The sequence below is a fragment of the Endomicrobiales bacterium genome (assembly GCA_023228045.1).
Taxonomy (GTDB): Bacteria; Elusimicrobiota; Endomicrobiia; order Endomicrobiales; family JALOBY01; genus JALOBY01.
Window position 1 is genome coordinate 65,467 of record JALOBY010000001.1, and the last position, 15,907, is coordinate 81,373.

Annotated in this window: 20 protein-coding genes; all 20 read right to left on the minus strand. The window is 38.0% G+C overall.

Translation table 11 applies throughout. From position 1 onward, the window contains the following. Positions 1–5: 5 nt before the first annotated feature. A complete protein-coding gene (gene greA, locus M0Q46_00350) occupies positions 6–473 on the minus strand; it encodes a transcription elongation factor GreA (protein ID MCK9582069.1) in 468 nt (155 codons plus the stop codon). Then, complete coding sequence (gene ispG, locus M0Q46_00355) at positions 466–1,581, minus strand: flavodoxin-dependent (E)-4-hydroxy-3-methylbut-2-enyl-diphosphate synthase (GenBank protein MCK9582070.1); 1,116 nt, start codon at positions 1,579–1,581, stop codon at positions 466–468. The genes greA and ispG overlap by 8 nt, the downstream gene beginning before the upstream one ends. Continuing rightward, positions 1,578–2,636 carry a M50 family metallopeptidase gene (locus tag M0Q46_00360; GenBank protein MCK9582071.1) on the minus strand — a complete coding sequence of 353 codons (1,059 nt, stop codon included), beginning with the start codon at positions 2,634–2,636 and terminating at the stop codon, positions 1,578–1,580. Before M0Q46_00360 ends, ispG begins: the two co-directional genes overlap by 4 nt. A 60-nt stretch (positions 2,637–2,696) precedes the next feature. Then, positions 2,697–3,842 carry a 1-deoxy-D-xylulose-5-phosphate reductoisomerase gene (locus M0Q46_00365; GenBank protein ID MCK9582072.1) on the minus strand — a complete coding sequence of 382 codons (1,146 nt, stop codon included), beginning with the start codon at positions 3,840–3,842 and terminating at the stop codon, positions 2,697–2,699. Between the two features lie 3 nt (positions 3,843–3,845). Further along, a complete protein-coding gene (locus M0Q46_00370) occupies positions 3,846–4,685 on the minus strand; it encodes a phosphatidate cytidylyltransferase (protein MCK9582073.1) in 840 nt (279 codons plus the stop codon). Positions 4,686–4,698: 13 nt separating this feature from the next. Then, a complete protein-coding gene (locus M0Q46_00375) occupies positions 4,699–5,409 on the minus strand; it encodes an isoprenyl transferase (GenBank protein ID MCK9582074.1) in 711 nt (236 codons plus the stop codon). Between the two features lie 8 nt (positions 5,410–5,417). Then, positions 5,418–5,597, minus strand: coding sequence for a 4Fe-4S binding protein (locus M0Q46_00380; GenBank protein ID MCK9582075.1), 180 nt, complete (start codon positions 5,595–5,597; stop codon positions 5,418–5,420). A gap of 72 nt (positions 5,598–5,669) precedes the next feature. Continuing rightward, entirely contained in the window at positions 5,670–6,230 is a 561-nt protein-coding gene (gene frr / locus M0Q46_00385) for a ribosome recycling factor (GenBank protein ID MCK9582076.1), read from the minus strand. Positions 6,231–6,403: 173 nt separating this feature from the next. Beyond that, a complete protein-coding gene (gene pyrH / locus M0Q46_00390; GenBank protein MCK9582077.1) occupies positions 6,404–7,105 on the minus strand; it encodes a UMP kinase in 702 nt (233 codons plus the stop codon). Positions 7,106–7,133: 28 nt separating this feature from the next. After that, positions 7,134–7,733, minus strand: a complete 600-nt coding sequence (gene tsf / locus M0Q46_00395) for a translation elongation factor Ts (protein MCK9582078.1) — start codon at positions 7,731–7,733, stop codon at positions 7,134–7,136. Next, positions 7,730–8,515, minus strand: coding sequence for a 30S ribosomal protein S2 (gene rpsB, locus M0Q46_00400; protein MCK9582079.1), 786 nt, complete (start codon positions 8,513–8,515; stop codon positions 7,730–7,732). The genes tsf and rpsB overlap by 4 nt, the downstream gene beginning before the upstream one ends. A gap of 303 nt (positions 8,516–8,818) precedes the next feature. Next, entirely contained in the window at positions 8,819–9,454 is a 636-nt protein-coding gene (locus M0Q46_00405) for a redox-sensing transcriptional repressor Rex (GenBank protein ID MCK9582080.1), read from the minus strand. Between the two features lie 35 nt (positions 9,455–9,489). Then, complete coding sequence (locus tag M0Q46_00410; protein MCK9582081.1) at positions 9,490–10,128, minus strand: lactate utilization protein; 639 nt, start codon at positions 10,126–10,128, stop codon at positions 9,490–9,492. 8 nt (positions 10,129–10,136) lie between these two features. After that, positions 10,137–10,763: a nitroreductase family protein gene (locus M0Q46_00415; protein MCK9582082.1), complete on the minus strand. Its 627-nt coding sequence runs from the start codon at positions 10,761–10,763 to the stop codon at positions 10,137–10,139. Beyond that, on the minus strand, positions 10,747–11,700 hold the full coding sequence (locus M0Q46_00420) for a biotin--[acetyl-CoA-carboxylase] ligase (GenBank protein MCK9582083.1): 954 nt from the start codon (positions 11,698–11,700) through the stop codon (positions 10,747–10,749). The genes M0Q46_00415 and M0Q46_00420 overlap by 17 nt, the downstream gene beginning before the upstream one ends. Then, positions 11,688–12,569, minus strand: coding sequence for a carboxylating nicotinate-nucleotide diphosphorylase (gene nadC / locus M0Q46_00425; protein ID MCK9582084.1), 882 nt, complete (start codon positions 12,567–12,569; stop codon positions 11,688–11,690). Before nadC ends, M0Q46_00420 begins: the two co-directional genes overlap by 13 nt. Before the next feature lie 57 nt (positions 12,570–12,626). After that, positions 12,627–13,286, minus strand: a complete 660-nt coding sequence (gene phoU, locus M0Q46_00430; GenBank protein MCK9582085.1) for a phosphate signaling complex protein PhoU — start codon at positions 13,284–13,286, stop codon at positions 12,627–12,629. Positions 13,287–13,320: 34 nt separating this feature from the next. Continuing rightward, positions 13,321–14,091 carry a phosphate ABC transporter ATP-binding protein PstB gene (gene pstB / locus M0Q46_00435; protein ID MCK9582086.1) on the minus strand — a complete coding sequence of 257 codons (771 nt, stop codon included), beginning with the start codon at positions 14,089–14,091 and terminating at the stop codon, positions 13,321–13,323. A 15-nt stretch (positions 14,092–14,106) separates the two neighbouring features. After that, positions 14,107–14,973, minus strand: coding sequence for a phosphate ABC transporter permease PstA (gene pstA, locus M0Q46_00440; GenBank protein MCK9582087.1), 867 nt, complete (start codon positions 14,971–14,973; stop codon positions 14,107–14,109). Then, positions 14,970–15,854: a phosphate ABC transporter permease subunit PstC gene (gene pstC, locus M0Q46_00445; protein MCK9582088.1), complete on the minus strand. Its 885-nt coding sequence runs from the start codon at positions 15,852–15,854 to the stop codon at positions 14,970–14,972. Before pstC ends, pstA begins: the two co-directional genes overlap by 4 nt. Between the last annotated feature and the right edge of the window lie 53 nt (positions 15,855–15,907).

Here is a 15,907-nt window from a genome sequence, read left to right on the forward strand (position 1 = left end):
TCCAATTATCGTGAAATTTTTATTATTGTTACATCAAACTGATTAGTTGGCAATTTTACAGTTACTTTATCGCCTTTTGCATGGCCCATTAACGCCTGACCAAATGGTGACTGCATTGAAATTTTGCCGTTTGTTGGGTCGGCTTCTTCAACATCTACAAGTGTGTAGGTAAATTCATCACCATCGGAATCTTTAACACATACAGTTGCACCAATATAAACCGTCTCGGTACTTATCTGCGATTCATCTATAATTCTAGAGTTGCCAAGTTTGCCCTCTAATTCCCCAATACGGCGCATAAGGTTTGTGAGAGATTCTTTTGCAGCATGGTATTCGGCATTTTCACGCAAGTCGCCGTGTTCGCGGGCCCGTTCAATTTCAAGTGTTATGGTGGGCTTTCTTTCTTTTAAGCGATGAAGTTCCTCCACAAGGTTTTTGTAACCATCTTTTGTTAAGTAAATTTGATTAGCCATTTTCTTTTCTCCAATTAATAACAAATTGCATAAGTGTTTTTACCCACTCACCTGGTGCTACATTGCCTGCAATTTTGCCGTTCATAAATAGTATGCCGGTATCTTTCCCGCCGGCAATACCTATATCGGAATCTAATGCCTCGCCGGGACCATTTACAACACAACCCATTACCGCAATTTTAAGTGGTTTTTTGTTGGAAGCAATTAAGGGTGGAATATTAAGCTTCTCAAGCTCTGTCTCTAAAACATTTACAATTTTTATTAAGTCAACCTGACAACGCGAACAAGTTGGACAAGATATTATTTCTATGCCGCAAGAAGACAATCCAAGCGACTGCAAAATTTGATATCCTACCTTTACTTCTTGGCAAGGATCAGCGGTAAGTGAAACCCTTATGGTATCACCAAGCCCAAGTGAAAGCAATATACCAAGCCCAACAGAAGATTTAACTGTACCGCGCATTAGCGAACCGGCTTCTGTTATACCAAGATGCAACGGATAGTTTCTTTTACTTGCAAAAAGTTTATATGCCTCAACTGTTGTTAAAACATCCGATGCCTTTAATGATACTGCTATATCGGTAAAGTTTAAATTTTCAAGTATTTTTATGTGTTCCATTGCGGCATCAACAAGCTTTTGCGCCTTTTGCGCATAATCAAGTTTTTTACCGTTATGCAAACTTTTAAGTGAGCCGGCATTTACACCAATTCTAATTGGCACAGACCTTTTTTGCGCGGCCAGCACAACCTTTTGCACATTTTCTTCTGAGCCAATGTTGCCCGGATTAATTCTAAGCTTATCGGCGCCATTTTCAAGTGCTTCTATTGCAAGACGCCAATCAAAATGTATATCAGCAACCAACGGGAGTTTCGTTCTCTTTTTTAAAACCCTAAAAGCTCTGGCAGCTTCCATGTCGGGCACGCCAAGGCGCACAATTTGACAACCGGCTTTTTCTAACGCTTTTATTTGCGCAGCAGTTGAGTCAATATCTTTAGTTTGCGTATTTGTCATTGACTGCACGGAAATTGACGCTCCGCCGCCAATTAACACACCGCCAACAGATAATTGTTTTGTGTTTTCTCTGGTATAAAATTTATTTTTTGTCATTTTTTAAATGATGAGATTATTCTTGCGATATCGCCATAAGTGGCAAAAACCATAACTGAAATTAGAAAAACAAAACCTATTAATGTTGCCACTTGTATTGCTTTTGCGCTTACCTTGCGCCCACTTACACCTTCTATTATTGCAAACATAATATGGCCACCATCTAACACAGGTATAGGAAAAAGATTAAACATTCCAAGCGCAACTGAAAGCACACCTAAAAGGTACAGTAACGACGCTAAACCATCGCTTGCCGCTTTACCAAGAAACTGCATAACACCTATCGGGCCTGCCAGCTCCGGCTTTTCGCCCTGTGTAATTTTATCGTATAAATACTTTGCAGTAAATACCGTTTGGGTTATTGGAACTTCTATGGCAAGTTTTATTGAGCTAAAAGAACTTAATTTTTCAAACTCTATTTTTGGAGCAATGCCAACAAGAAAACGGCCACTAACCGGGTCTTTATCTGCTTGCATATTCACCGTTAAAGTTGAAGTTCCACGCGCAAGAATAAATGAAATTGCGCCATCACTTGCGGCAATTGTTTGCGATATATCTTCCCACTTGTTTATCGTTTTACCGTTTATTTCTTTTACCAAATCACCACTAAGAACACCTGACATTGCCGCCGGCATACCCGATTTCACCTCTCCAACATAAGGTAATTTTGATGGCCCTGCAACACCCCAAAATAAAAAAACCACGGCAAATAAAACTGCTGCAAGAAAGTAATTCATAAGCGGTCCAAATAAAGCAATAATTAGCCGCTTGTACCATGCCTGTGAAAAAAATTCATCTGGTGCACCGCTAAGGCCTTCAACATCTTCTCCCTTCATTTTAACCATACCGCCAAGAGGAATTAAACAAATGCTGTAACGAGTGCCGGCTTTTGTAAAACCAAACAACTCAGGGCCAAAACCAATTGTAAATTTTTCCACGGCAATTTTATATATTTTGGCAAACATAAAATGCCCAAGCTCATGTATTAAAACCAAAAGCCCAATACCAAAAACCACCGACAACAACTGCAACAGCGTAATTTTTAAACCAAGCATTAAACTCTCCAATTTTATTTGTTTTTAAAAACTGTTTTATTGCTAGTACTTAACTTTAATTTACTTATAACTATTTAACACAGCATTGCGCACAACAGCATCTGTAAAAATAATATCATTTAGCGCTGGATTTTTTTTATTTTTAAAACCCTTGAGTGCTTTTGCAACAATTTGCGCAATATCTGTAAATTTAATTTTATTATCTAAGAAAAGTTCAACAGCCACCTCATTTGCCGCATTTAACACTACCGGCATCAACCCACCCATACGACCAGCATTTAGTGCAAGCTCAAGGCACGGAAAACGCCTAAAATCCGGCGGAAAAAACTCCAAAGTGCGTGGCCTTGATAAATCCAATGGTTTAGCACACGACTTAAACCTTTCTGGATATGTAATGGCATACTGTATTGCTATGCGCATATCTGGCTCTGACATTTGCGCCAAGGTTGAGCCATCAACAAACTCTACCAAAGAATGCACTACCGACTGAGGGTGAATGACTATTTCAATTTTTTCAAACGGCATATTAAATAGAAAATGTGCCTCAATAGCTTCAAGTCCTTTATTCATAAGAGTGGCAGAATCAATGGTTATTTTTTTACCCATTAGCCAAGTTGGGTGTATCAACGCCTGCTCAACACTTGCATTTGTATGATTTTTATTTTTGTAAAAAGGCCCGCCTGATGCGGTTAAAATTATTCTTTTTGCGTTATGCGCATCGCCTTTTAAACACTGAAATATGGCAGAGTGTTCGCTATCAACAGGAATTATTTTAGCGCCACTTTTTTTTGCTTCTGCGTAAACTATATCGCCGGCTATAACAAGTGCCTCTTTGTTTGCAAGCGCGACAGTTTTGCCGGCCTTAACCGCCTCAATTAATGGTATAAGTCCTGCGGCACCAACAAGAGCACAAAGCACTGTGTTGGCACTTTGAAACGAGGCAAGCTTAAGTAAGCCCTCTTGCCCAAAATAAATTTTTGTGCGTATTTTATTTTCTTTACACCACTTACGCAAAAGAATTGCAGAGTTTTCATGCCAAATACTTGCAACTGCTGGCTTAAACTCAAGCAATTGTTTCTTAAACAGCTCAACATTAGAGTGAGCGCTTAAACCACTCACAGCCACTTTTTTGCCCAATTTTCGTATAACATCAAGCGCCTGCGTTCCTATTGAACCGCTTGAGCCAAGAATAACTATTTTTTTCATGTTTTAAAAACCCTTGATGATTGTTAGGTAATAGTAGAAAAATGGAGCAGTAAAAAGGAAGGAATCAAACCTGTCGAGCATTCCGCCGTGTCCTGGCAATAACTCGGCCGAATCTTTAACATTGGCATTTCTTTTAAGCAATGATTCACTAAGGTCTGAAAACTGCGATATTAACGCGACTACCACACCAATAATAATTGCTTCAGTTGTAGAAAATAAAGTTTTATTAATAGCAAAGTGAACAATTGAAACAAAACCCCAGCTTGCAAGCGCTCCGGTAACAACACCACCTATTAAACCTTCTATTGTTTTTTTAGGGCTAACTAAAGGTGCGAGTTTGTGTTTACCAAACTTTCGCCCAAAAAAATACGCGCCCGTATCTAACACCCAAATAACCGCAAATAAAAAATAAACAATTATCGCGCCGTCCGGCATAAAATCTCTTATTAAAATAAGGTGTCCCAACGCCCAAGGAATGAAAAATGCACCAAGAAATGTTATGCCAACGCTTTCAATAGACCTATTAATTCTGCCGGCAATAATTTCATATAGGAACACCGGAAGAAGAATAAAACTTAAAATAGCCGGCGTACCCAAATTATGAGACAACATACCGTTTTGGGTACCATTAACATAAATTGAAAGAAACAGTACAATTCCTGTTATTGTACCAATAATCGGCTGTGAGGCATAACCTGCCTGTTTTACCAAAAGAAAGTACTCAGTTAACGCAAAAACAACAACAAAAAGCATTAATAATAAAAAGGCAATACCGCCAAATTTTATACATATAAGAACTAATGGTATACCAATTAAAGCAGTGATAAGCCTAGGAAGAAGCATTTAATTTAAACCCTTAAATTCCACCATATTTACGATGGCGTTTTTGATAATCACTAATGGCTTGCTCAAGCGCATGGTGAGTAAAATCTGGCCAGAGAGTTTTAGTAAAATAAAATTCTGAATATGCGCATTGCCAAAGCAAAAAGTTTGAAACCCTCATCTCACCGGAAGTTCTAATTACAAGGTCAGGGTCAGCTATTTTGGCAGTATCAAGTGCCGCAGACAGTTGTTCTTCGTCTACTTTTTTTACACCTTTTGAAAATAAACTATTATAAGCTCTTACAAGCTCATCCCTACCACCATAATTTAATGCCAAAATTAAAATAAGACCTGAATTTTTAGAAGTGCAATCAATAGTTTTATTAATGACATCTTGTACATCTTGTGATAAGCGGGCAATGTTGCCAATTACATTGAAGCGGATGTTGTTTGCATTAAAAGTTTTAAGCTCATTTTTTAGGTATGCTTTTAAAATAGTCATCAGTCCCGATATCTCTGTTTTGGGCCTAGACCAGTTTTCTGTTGAAAAAGCGTAAAGGGTAAGAGCTTTAATGCCTATTTGAGAACAATACTCTGTTATCTCGCGTACGCGCTGTGCACCCTTTTTATGCCCAAAAATACGGGCAATACCCTTAGCCGCAGCCCAACGACCATTGCCATCCATTATTATGGCAATGTGCGCAGGCAAACAATCTAAAGGTATTTTATTAGTTGCACTTATCAAAATAAATCTTACTTCGCACTACCACTAATGCAGCTAACTGGGCAAGCACTGGCACACTCACCACAATCGGTGCATTTGGCTGCGGCTATAATATATTTACCATCATCTTCAGAGATAGCTTCAAAACGACAAGTTGATGCACAAACCCCACAACCTACACACTGCTCTTTGTCAATTGTAAACGCCATAACTGCCTCCGTAATTTTTCCGCAACCGCGGGTTATTAAAACACACTTATCGGTAAATTGAAATAAGCACGCTTATATTTCTATAATATCTTTTTCTTTTACCGATAACATTTCATCGATTTTACCAACATGAAAGTCGGTTAAGTGTTGAAGCTGAACTTCTGCTTTTTTGCGTTCGTCTTCAGTAAGTTTTTTATCTTTTTCTGCTTTTTTTATTTCGTCAATTAACTCGCGTCTTTCATTTCTTAGCGACACTTTATGCTCTTCAGCAATTTTGCTGGCAAGTTTTATCATTTCTTTTCTTCTATCTTCTGTTAAAGACGGTAATGATAAACGAATAACCTTACCATCGTTTAATGGGGTAAGGCCTATGTCAGATTTTTGAATTGCTTTTTCAATTGCTTGCAACTGCGATATATCCCACGGCCTAATTTCAATTGTTCTTGCGTCTGGCACGCTTGTGCCTGCAAGTTGGTTTATCGGCAACAGCGAGCCATAACTTTCAACCCGAATATTATCTATTAATCCTGTGCTTGCTCTGCCTGTGCGCAATAGAGAAAACTCCGCTTTTAATTTTTCAAGCGTTTTTTTCATTGATTCTTCACCATTTTTAAGTAATTCTTGCAAAAACATTTTTTCCTCCGAAACTATTGAACCCAGATTTCGCAATAGGTTTAAGAACCGAGGCGAAAGAGATGGAGGCATTTTTGACGCAAAAATTGTAGCGAATGGTTATTCCATTTGCAAGGCTTTTGCGGAAAAAAATGTCCCATATCTTTTGACGAATTCCAAATCCTATTACAAAATCAGGGTTGAACCTTAGTCCCAATATTAGCACCAGATAAAACTTTTAAAAGGTTGCCCTTTTTATGGAAATTAAAAACATATATTGGCATTTTGTTGTCACGGCAAAGCGCAAAAGCCGAGATATCCATAACCTTAAGGTTTTTTTCAATTGCATCGGCAAAAGAAAGCGTTGAAAACATTTTCGCGTTTGGCGTTGTTTTTGGATCCGCCGAATACACACCATTCACTTGAGTTGCCTTTAGCACGCAATCGGCTTTTAGTTCAACTGCACGCAAAGCCGCGGTTGTATCGGTTGTAAAATATGGGTTCCCGGTTCCACCGGCAAGCAAAACCACATAACCGTCTTTAAGATATTCAATTGCTTTTTTCGGACTATATCGCTCAACAATTTGTGTTGCATCAATTGCCGAAAGAACCACAGCTTTAACACCTGCACTTGCAAGTGCTTCACGCATAGCAATAGCATTCATAACTGTTGCAAGCATTCCAATGTAATCAGCGGCTACACGGTTCATTTCTTTTCCCGCGCCACGCCAAATGTTTCCACCGCCAAGCACTATAGCAACTTCAACACCCTTTTTTACAGCAGGCAAAATTTCTTGAACACTTTTTTTAAGACCGTTTGTTGTTATGCCAAACACACCGTCGCCAGCAAGCGCCTCGCCTGAGAGTTTAAGTAAAACCCTTTTTAGTGTTTTCATAATTTCACCATTTAACTTAAAAGAATTGTTATTCTTCGCCAACTTTAAAACGAGCAAAACGACGAATTACCATATTTTCACCAATCTTGCCAATAAGTGCGTTTAACATATCTTTAACTTTTTCTTTACCAGCGGCATCTCTAATATAAATTTGATCCATTAAACAAACTTCCGAGTAAAACTTCTCTAACTTACCAATCAGTATCTTTTCTATAATATTCGCAGGTTTGCCCTCTTCTTTTAATTGAACTGTATATATCTTTTTTTCTTTTTCAACTATTTCTGATGGAACCTCTTCCCTTCTAACATACTGAGGGCTTGCAGCCGCAATTTGCATTGCTACTTCTTTTACGAAATTTTGAAAATCTTCTGTTTTTGCAACAAAGTCAGTTTCACAATTCACTTCCACAAGCACGCCAAGCTTACCGCCGGAGTGTATATATGAGTATACAAGTCCCTGGTTTGCCTTTCTTTCTGCTTTTTTTACGGCAGATGCAATGCCCTTTTCACGCAGCCACTGCACCGCTTTTTCTATATCGTCGCCGCTTTCTTTTAGTGCCACTTTACAATCAACAACACCAGCACCGGTCATAGACCGTAGTTTTGATATTTGTTCCATTGAACTCATTTTCCTACCTCGCTTTCAATTGTTTTATTAATATTAGCATCCGCGGTTACAACATTTGTTTCTTTTGACTCATCTGCTACTTCATCTGTTGTTTTAGCTACCATATCCTTACCTTCTAATACAGCATCTGCTACTATTGAACAGAACAGTTTTACTGCCCTTATTGCATCGTCATTACCTGGAACTGGGTGATCAATATCATCAGGGTTGCAGTTTGTATCGCAAACAGCAACAATTGGAATGCCAAGTTTTCTCGCTTCAGCTATTGCGGTATGTTCTTCAACAGGGTCAATTATAAAAACCAAGCCCGGCAACGACTTCATATCTTTTATACCTTCAAGAGATTTATGAAGTTTGGCGCGTTCTTTTTCAAGTTTTGAGAGTTCTTTTTTTGAAAGCACGGCAAAAATACCGTCGGCCTTCATTCTGTCAAGCTGGTTTAAACGGCCAATAGATTTTTTTAGGGTTTCAAAGTTTGTTAGTGTACCGCCAAGCCATCTGTCACAAACAAAAAAAGCACCGCAACGAACAGCCTCTTCTTTTAATGGAATTTGCGCTTGTTTTTTTGTACCAACAAATAGAATTTCTTTTTTTTCAGAGACGGCATCGCGGACATATTTGTAGGCTTTTTTGAGTTCTTTTACGGTTTTCTGCAGGTCAATGATGTGGATTTTGTTTCTTGTGCCGAAAATGTACTTCGCCATTTTCGGGTTCCATCTTCTGGTCTGATGACCAAAGTGTACGCCTGCCTCAAGCAGGGCCTTCATTGTGATATTGGACATTAATATGTCCTCCTTTTGGTTTTTTCCGGCCTTAGCCGGACCCCCGCAAATTGCGAGGGACTTCCACCCCGTTGCACTTACCCCAGCCCACCAATATGATGGGACCCTGGAGAAAACCCGAGGTGTGTTTATTTTTACAAATAAACTAAATCTACAAAAAACTGTGTAAATTCTGGTTGATGTTACAAAATTAATTGATGAAATTCAAGCCTGATTTTGGCTACTACTTGCTGCTGAACTATCAAATAAGCTGAACAAATATAATTTAATGAACATAAGAGCAATGCAGAAACTAATTACTTACTACTGCCTTGAAACCATAAAAGAAAGACGCTCTATTTCAACTGTCATATCTATATGGCGCACTTTTACATCAGAAGGTAGCTTTAACTGCTTTGGGGCAAAGTTAAATATGGCTTTTACCCCTGATGCAACAACCTGTTCTGCGACTTCTTGGCAGACGCTCTCAGGCACAGTAAGTATAGCCATTTTTATTTGCTTTTCTTTTACAATGTCGGCAAGCTTACTCATTGGGTAAACAATTATACCAGATATGTTTTTTTCAATTTTTGATGAATCTTCATCAAATGCCGCAACTATTTTAAAACCCTGTTCCAGAAAACCTTTATACCCCAAAAGCGCTTTGCCAAGGTTGCCAGCACCAACAAGCATTACATTCCAACTTTTATCCAACCCTAATATTTTTTTTAGAGATTTTTTTAGCTCTTCTACATTATATCCTTTGCCACGGTTACCAAAATGCCCGAAGTATGTAAAATCCCTTCTTATTTGTGTATCAGTAAAACCAGTTTCAGCCGAAAGCTCTCTTGACGAAACCCAAGGTTTATCGTCAAACTCCCTTAGAATTCTGTAGTAACGCGAAAGACGAGGAACAACCCTTGTTGGTATTTTTTGTTTTTCCATAAATTTATTTTTCACTGAAAATGGGCAGGAGTTTTTCAGTGCCCCCCTAACTAGTAACCAAGTTCCTGAGCTACAAGCAACACGAAATACTGTGTGTAAGCTGGCTTTTTTGAAAGCACAACTTTTATGTTGCATATTCTATCACTACTGTTGCAATCTGAGCAAATGCCGCTTTGCGCGCATGGTGTTTTAAGCTTTAAGCGCACCGCATTTGCTGGGCCTGCAACAAGGCGTACACGTTCAAATGCGGCCTCTTCGTTTTGAACAATTTTATTTATGCCTGCAACCGCAATAACTTTTTGTGGCCCGAATGTCATACCACCAACCCTATTGCCAATTTTATCTACAAATACAAGTTTACCATCTGTTGTTACAGCATTTGGGCTGCCTATAAACACATTGGCAAGCAGGGCTTTGCGCCTTGTTTCAATCATTTCTTCAAAAGACATTTCATGAGTGCTTACAATTATATTATTTCCTCGTTCTTTTAATGTTTGCAAAATACCCATTTCACCCAGCGTCATAGAACCACCACTGCCTACGCTTTCAGTCGGGTGAACTAATTCTAATATTTTTGCTGTTGCAGCTGCGGCATTTTCAAAAATAAACACTGTAAAGTTGTTTTTTTCAAGTGCCTTCACAGTTGAGTTTAATAAATTTTGGCTTTGTATAATAAGATTTTTGTCCATAATTTTACCTAAATAATTCTTACAACTTCATTTATAGGTTTGCGTTTTGTTGGTTTTACAATATCTTTAGCACGACCAATTGGAACCAGCGCAAAAAGCTCATCAGGCGAAGAAATTTCAAGCATGCCTTCCAACTCTTTTTTTGCAATTAGCGGACCGCTCATCCAGCAACTGCCATAACCCATACTGTGAGCACAAAGCAACATATTTTCTATTGCTGCACTAACACCTTGCTCACCCGCAGTAGATATATACTCTTCTTCAACACCATACCTTTTAAACATTCTTTGAATTAAAGAATCGTAAGGTTTTTTTATAACAGCAACAACAACCGGTGCACTCGCGAAAAACCCAAAGTAATTTGCATAGTCGTTAAATGATTTAAGTGCGGATGCAGAATTTATATTACTTACAACAGATACCAACTTATCTTTTACAACTGAAAACATTTTATTTTTTACTTCATTATTAGTGACTGCAATAAAACCCCAATTTTGATTATTCCCACCCGATGGCGCCCAAGTTGCGGACTCTAAAATAGTTAAAATATCGCTATTGCTTATAGGTTCATTGCTAAAACTTCTAACACTTCGTCTATTTTTTATTGCATCAATAACATTATTTAATTCTGACACTTACATCTCCAGAGAGAAATTTTGAAACTGTTCCATTTTGTTTGACTAAAAGCCGACCGTAAGAATCTATGCCTACAGCTTTGCCAAAATACTCGCTATCTAAAGATGCAACTTTTACATTTTTATTTATTAGATATGAGAGCGCATTGTAATTCTCTTTCATACCAACAAAACCATCTTTTAAAAATTGTGAGTATGCTTTCTCAAACTCAAGTAAAACTTCTCGCAAAACTTCTATTCGCGAAACCGTGGCACCTTTTTCTAAAGAAAGTGTTGTGGATGTATTTAATAGCTCAAACGGTAAAAGATTGTTTATATTTAAACCAATACCAAGTGCAACCCAACGAACCATATCGGCTTCAGCAGCCGTTTCTACAAGTATGCCACAAACTTTTTTACCCGAAATAAATATATCATTTGGCCATTTAATTTGTGCGCTAAAACCAAGATTTATCAATGCTTGCGCAACACTAAGAGATGCCACCAGCGATATCTGCGCGACATTTTGTAACAACATTTTAGGCTTCAAAAGTAAACTAAACCATAACCCACCCGACGATGCGTGCCACTTTCTTGCCATTCTGCCATAAGCACTATTTTGTTCACAACCAATTATCAATGTACCGTCAGAATATACATCCGCATTTTTCTTTGCCTGTATTTGAGTGCTGTTGGTTTTATTTAAGAAAATTGTTTTTTTAATCAATGAACATTGGCTAAGCGATAGCAGTGTACTTTGTGCACTAAACTCATCTGATGAAACACTTAATATTTTATAACCAAGATTTTTTACACCATCTATACAATAACCACTGCGCCTAAGCTTATTTATTTGCTTGTTTATTGCGGCACGAGATACTTTTAGTTTTTTTGCAAGGGTTTGGCCCGAAATATAGTTGTTTTCAGACAGGAGTTCTAATACATTCATTTTTTGCATTCTATTTCTAACGAGATATCTGCCGCGGCGGCTGAGTGGGTAAGTGCCCCTACTGATATGAAATCTGGACCAAGTGCGGCAAGGTTGCGTACTGTTTTTAATGAAACCCCGCCTGAAATTTCTATTTTAGGCCTATTGGTTTTTCCTAACACTTTTATAGTTTTTATGGCTGTTTTAAGCATTTTTATATTCATATTATCAAGCATAATCACATCAGCTTTAGATTTGATGGCTGCTAATACTTGCAAGTGGGTTTCGCACTCCACTTCTATTTGTATTTTTGGTTTGCGTTTTCTTATTTTTGCAATAGCCGTGCTAATACCTTCTCCCGCACCGTTTGTATTTCCAGAAAGCTCAATGTGATTGTCTTTAAGCATTGCCATTTGAGCAAGATCCATACGGTGGTTTTGAGCACCACCACAGCGGACAGCATACTTTTCAAGCAAACGCAGTCCCGGAATAGTTTTTCTGGTGTCTAGAATTATTGTTCCACTACCCTTTATGGCATTGACATAGCTTGCAGTAAGTGTTGCAACACCTGATAAGTGCTGTATGAAGTTGAGGGCTGTTCTTTCTGCGGATAATATTGAACGGACAGAAGCTGTTAACTTTAATATAACCTCTCCGGCTTTTGCCAATTTACCATCTGGTATTAGAAATTGAAATTTTGCTTTCGGGTCTAACTCAAGAATTGTCTGAGCAAAAACATCGCAACCGCAAACTACGCATGCAGTTTTTGCAAGCAACGAGGCGCCAACTATTTTTCTGGCAGGAACAACCGAGAGGGTTGTTATGTCTGAGAAAGCGGCATCTTCTTTAAGTGCCGCAATTATTGTTTTTATTGTAATATTTAGCAATTCTTTATTCATTTGCCGCTTATATTACAAAAAACCGAGTAATTATTAAAGTTTTACTATGAGGCTCAATTATTTCTTTTCATTTGTGTGGTGCTTAATAACTGTTCCGGAAACAATAAATAGTACTTCTTCGCAAATATTTGTAGATAAGTCGGCTATTCTTTCAAGGTTGGCAAATATGCGCATAATGTGCAATGCTCGTTCTATAGTTGAAGCATCAGAAACCATAATTGTTATAAGTTCACGGGTGCTTTGGTCTTTAAGCTCATCAACCTCTGTGTCGGATAAACAAACTGATCTGGCAAGAGAGACATCATTATTTACAAAAGCTTTAATACTGTCGTGTACCATTCCTGTTACAATTTTTGCCATTCTTGGAGTATCAATTAGTGGTTTTACGGAAGGACGGCCTACAAGGAACTGGGCGCTCTCAGAAATATTTACAGCATGGTCACCCATTCTTTCTAAGTCAGTGTTCATTTTCATAACCATTAAAACTATGCGCAAATCGATAGCTTTTGGTTCGTACTGGGCTATTACAGTCGTGCAGGCCTCATCAATCGCAAGTTCAAAAAAATTTGCTTTTGGCTCTAATACATCAATTACTTCTTTTAACAACGACTCATTGCGTGTAAGCAAACCATTAATGCTTTTTTCTATCATTTCCTCAACAAAACCAGCAAACTCTGTAATTTGTTTTTTCAATTCTGTAATTTTTTCTTGATACATTTCTTCCCCCAATTAAAGCTTATTTTTATTTTAATTACCCAAATTTGCCAGTAATGTAATCTTCGGTGCGTTTATCGCGTGGCACGGTAAATATTTTTTCTGTTCTATCAAATTCTATTAACTCCCCCATATAAAGAAATGCCGTTTGGTCTGAAATTCTTGCCGCCTGCTGCATATTGTGGGTTACAATTATTATTGTGTACTCTTTTTTTAATTCAAGCATCAACTCTTCAATTTTTTTGGTTGATATTGGGTCCAAACTTGCGCACGGCTCGTCAAATAAAATTACCTCTGGCTCTACCGCAAGACACCGCGCTATACATAAGCGCTGTTGCTGACCTCCAGAAAGCCCTAATGCACTATCATGAAGCCTATCTTTTACCTCGTTCCAAAGAGCGGACTTTTGAAGTGACTCTTCTACTTTGTGCGCTATAAAGGATTTATCTTTTATCCCTTTTATTTCAAGGCCATAACTTAAGTTTTCAAATATAGTTTTTGGAAACGGGTTTGGCTTTTGAAAAACCATACCAACCATGCGCCGCAAATCTACAACATCAAAACTTTTGTCATAAATATCTTGACCATCAAGTGTTATTTTACCTTCAAAACGCGCGATTTGGACTAAATCATTCATTCTATTAAATAGGCGAATAAGTGTAGATTTTCCACAACCAGACGGGCCAATAAAAGCGGTTATATTATTTTTTAATATGTATATATTAATGTCGTTCAACGCTTTTTTGGCACCATAGAAGAAGTTGATGTTAGTAGCATTTATTCTTATTTTATTTTCTGTAGGTTTCATTTTTTCCTCTAATTTTTAATGCACATAACTCTTTTTTTGTTTTTGCCGCATCATTATTGCTGTAGCGGAAACCAATAATACTAAAACCAACAGTATTAAAGAACATCCGTAAGCTATGGCAGTTTGCTTTTCAGGGTGAGACCCTTCCGCCATTAGAGCGTATATATGATATGGCAATGCCATTACCTCAGAAAATGGTGAATCAGGATATCTGCGTGTATAAAATGTTGCGGCAGTAAATAAAATTGGTGCTGTTTCACCGGCAGCCCTGCCGATACTTAATATTACGCCTGTTAAAATACCTGGCCACGCGCTTGGAATTACCACTTTTTTTATTGTTTGCCAATGAGTTGCGCCAAGTGCAAGTGATGCCTCTCTTAACGATTGAGGAACTGCAGTTAACGCTTCCTGCGCAACAGAAATTATGCCAGGCAAAATTAAAATTCCAAGTGTAAGCGCGCCTGAGAGTATTGAAATACCAAAACCAAAAAACTTAACGAATATTGCTAAACCAAAAAGTCCAAAAACTACAGAAGGAACACCAGCGAGGTTATTTATGCTCATTCTAATTAAATTTACAAACGCACCTCTTGGGCTGTACTCGCACAAATAAATTGCACAGGCAAGGCCAAGTGGTAAGGCAAAAAGAATTGCGCCAAGTGTTAAATAGAAAGTTCCAACTATTGCAGGTGCAACACCACCTGCAGTCATAAACTTTTTTGGAACAGCTGTTAAAAACTCAAAGCTTATAACACCAATACCCTTTGAAACTATAAAGTAAACAATTGTTACCAAGAAAAAAAGTGTAGTAATCAGACACAAATATAGAAAAATAAAACCTATGTTTTGCTTAATGGAATTTATAGTTTTTAAAGTTATCATCGGCTTAACCCAAGCTTGATACGGTATTTTTTACTAATTATTTCAGCAACAATGTTTATAACAAAAGTTATTAAAAATAAAACAAGCCCTATGGCAAAAAGTGCATGATAATGAGGACTTCCTAGAACCGCTTCACCCATTTCTGCGGCAATTGTTGAAGTCATTGGCCGCACTGGCTCAAAAAATGAAGTAGGTATAACAGCCGCGCCACCTGCAACCATTAAAACAGTCATTGTTTCGCCTACTATTCTACTCATTCCAAGCATTAAAGCAGTTGAAATTCCAGAGCCGGCCGCGGGAACCACTACACGGGTAAGTGTTTGCCAACGGTTTGCCCCAAGCGCAAATGATGCCTCTCTGAAAGAACGAGGCACATAGCTCAGTGCATCTTCGGTAATACTGCAAATTGTCGGTATTGCCATAATACCAAGTATTAAGCTTGCGCTAAACGCGCAAAGGCCTGTTGGCAAATTTAATAGCTTTTGAATAAAAGGAGCAACAACTACCATGCCAAAAAAACCAAAAACTATTGAAGGAACAGCGGCAAGCACCTCAATTAACGGTTTTAAAATTGATTTTTGATTAGAAGTCGCGATTTCATTTATAAATAAAGCAGAACCAATACCCAGAGGTACGCAAACAAACATAGCTCCGATAGCAATCCAAAAAGAAGCAAGTATTAACGGTAAAATGCCAAACTCGGCAGGGTCGTGCGTAGGGTACCAAAGTTGGCCAGTAATGAAACTTATAAAATCCACACTTTTCAACACAGGCAACCCTTGCCAGAAAAGCACAAAAATTATTCCAAGCAAAAAAAGCAATGACGAAAATGCAAGCGCGCTAAAAAGTATTTTATATATTTGTTCTTTTATTTTTATCATATTTAAACCCTCGGGTAACAGCAGAATATCTGCTGTTACCCTAAGTTCCTTAA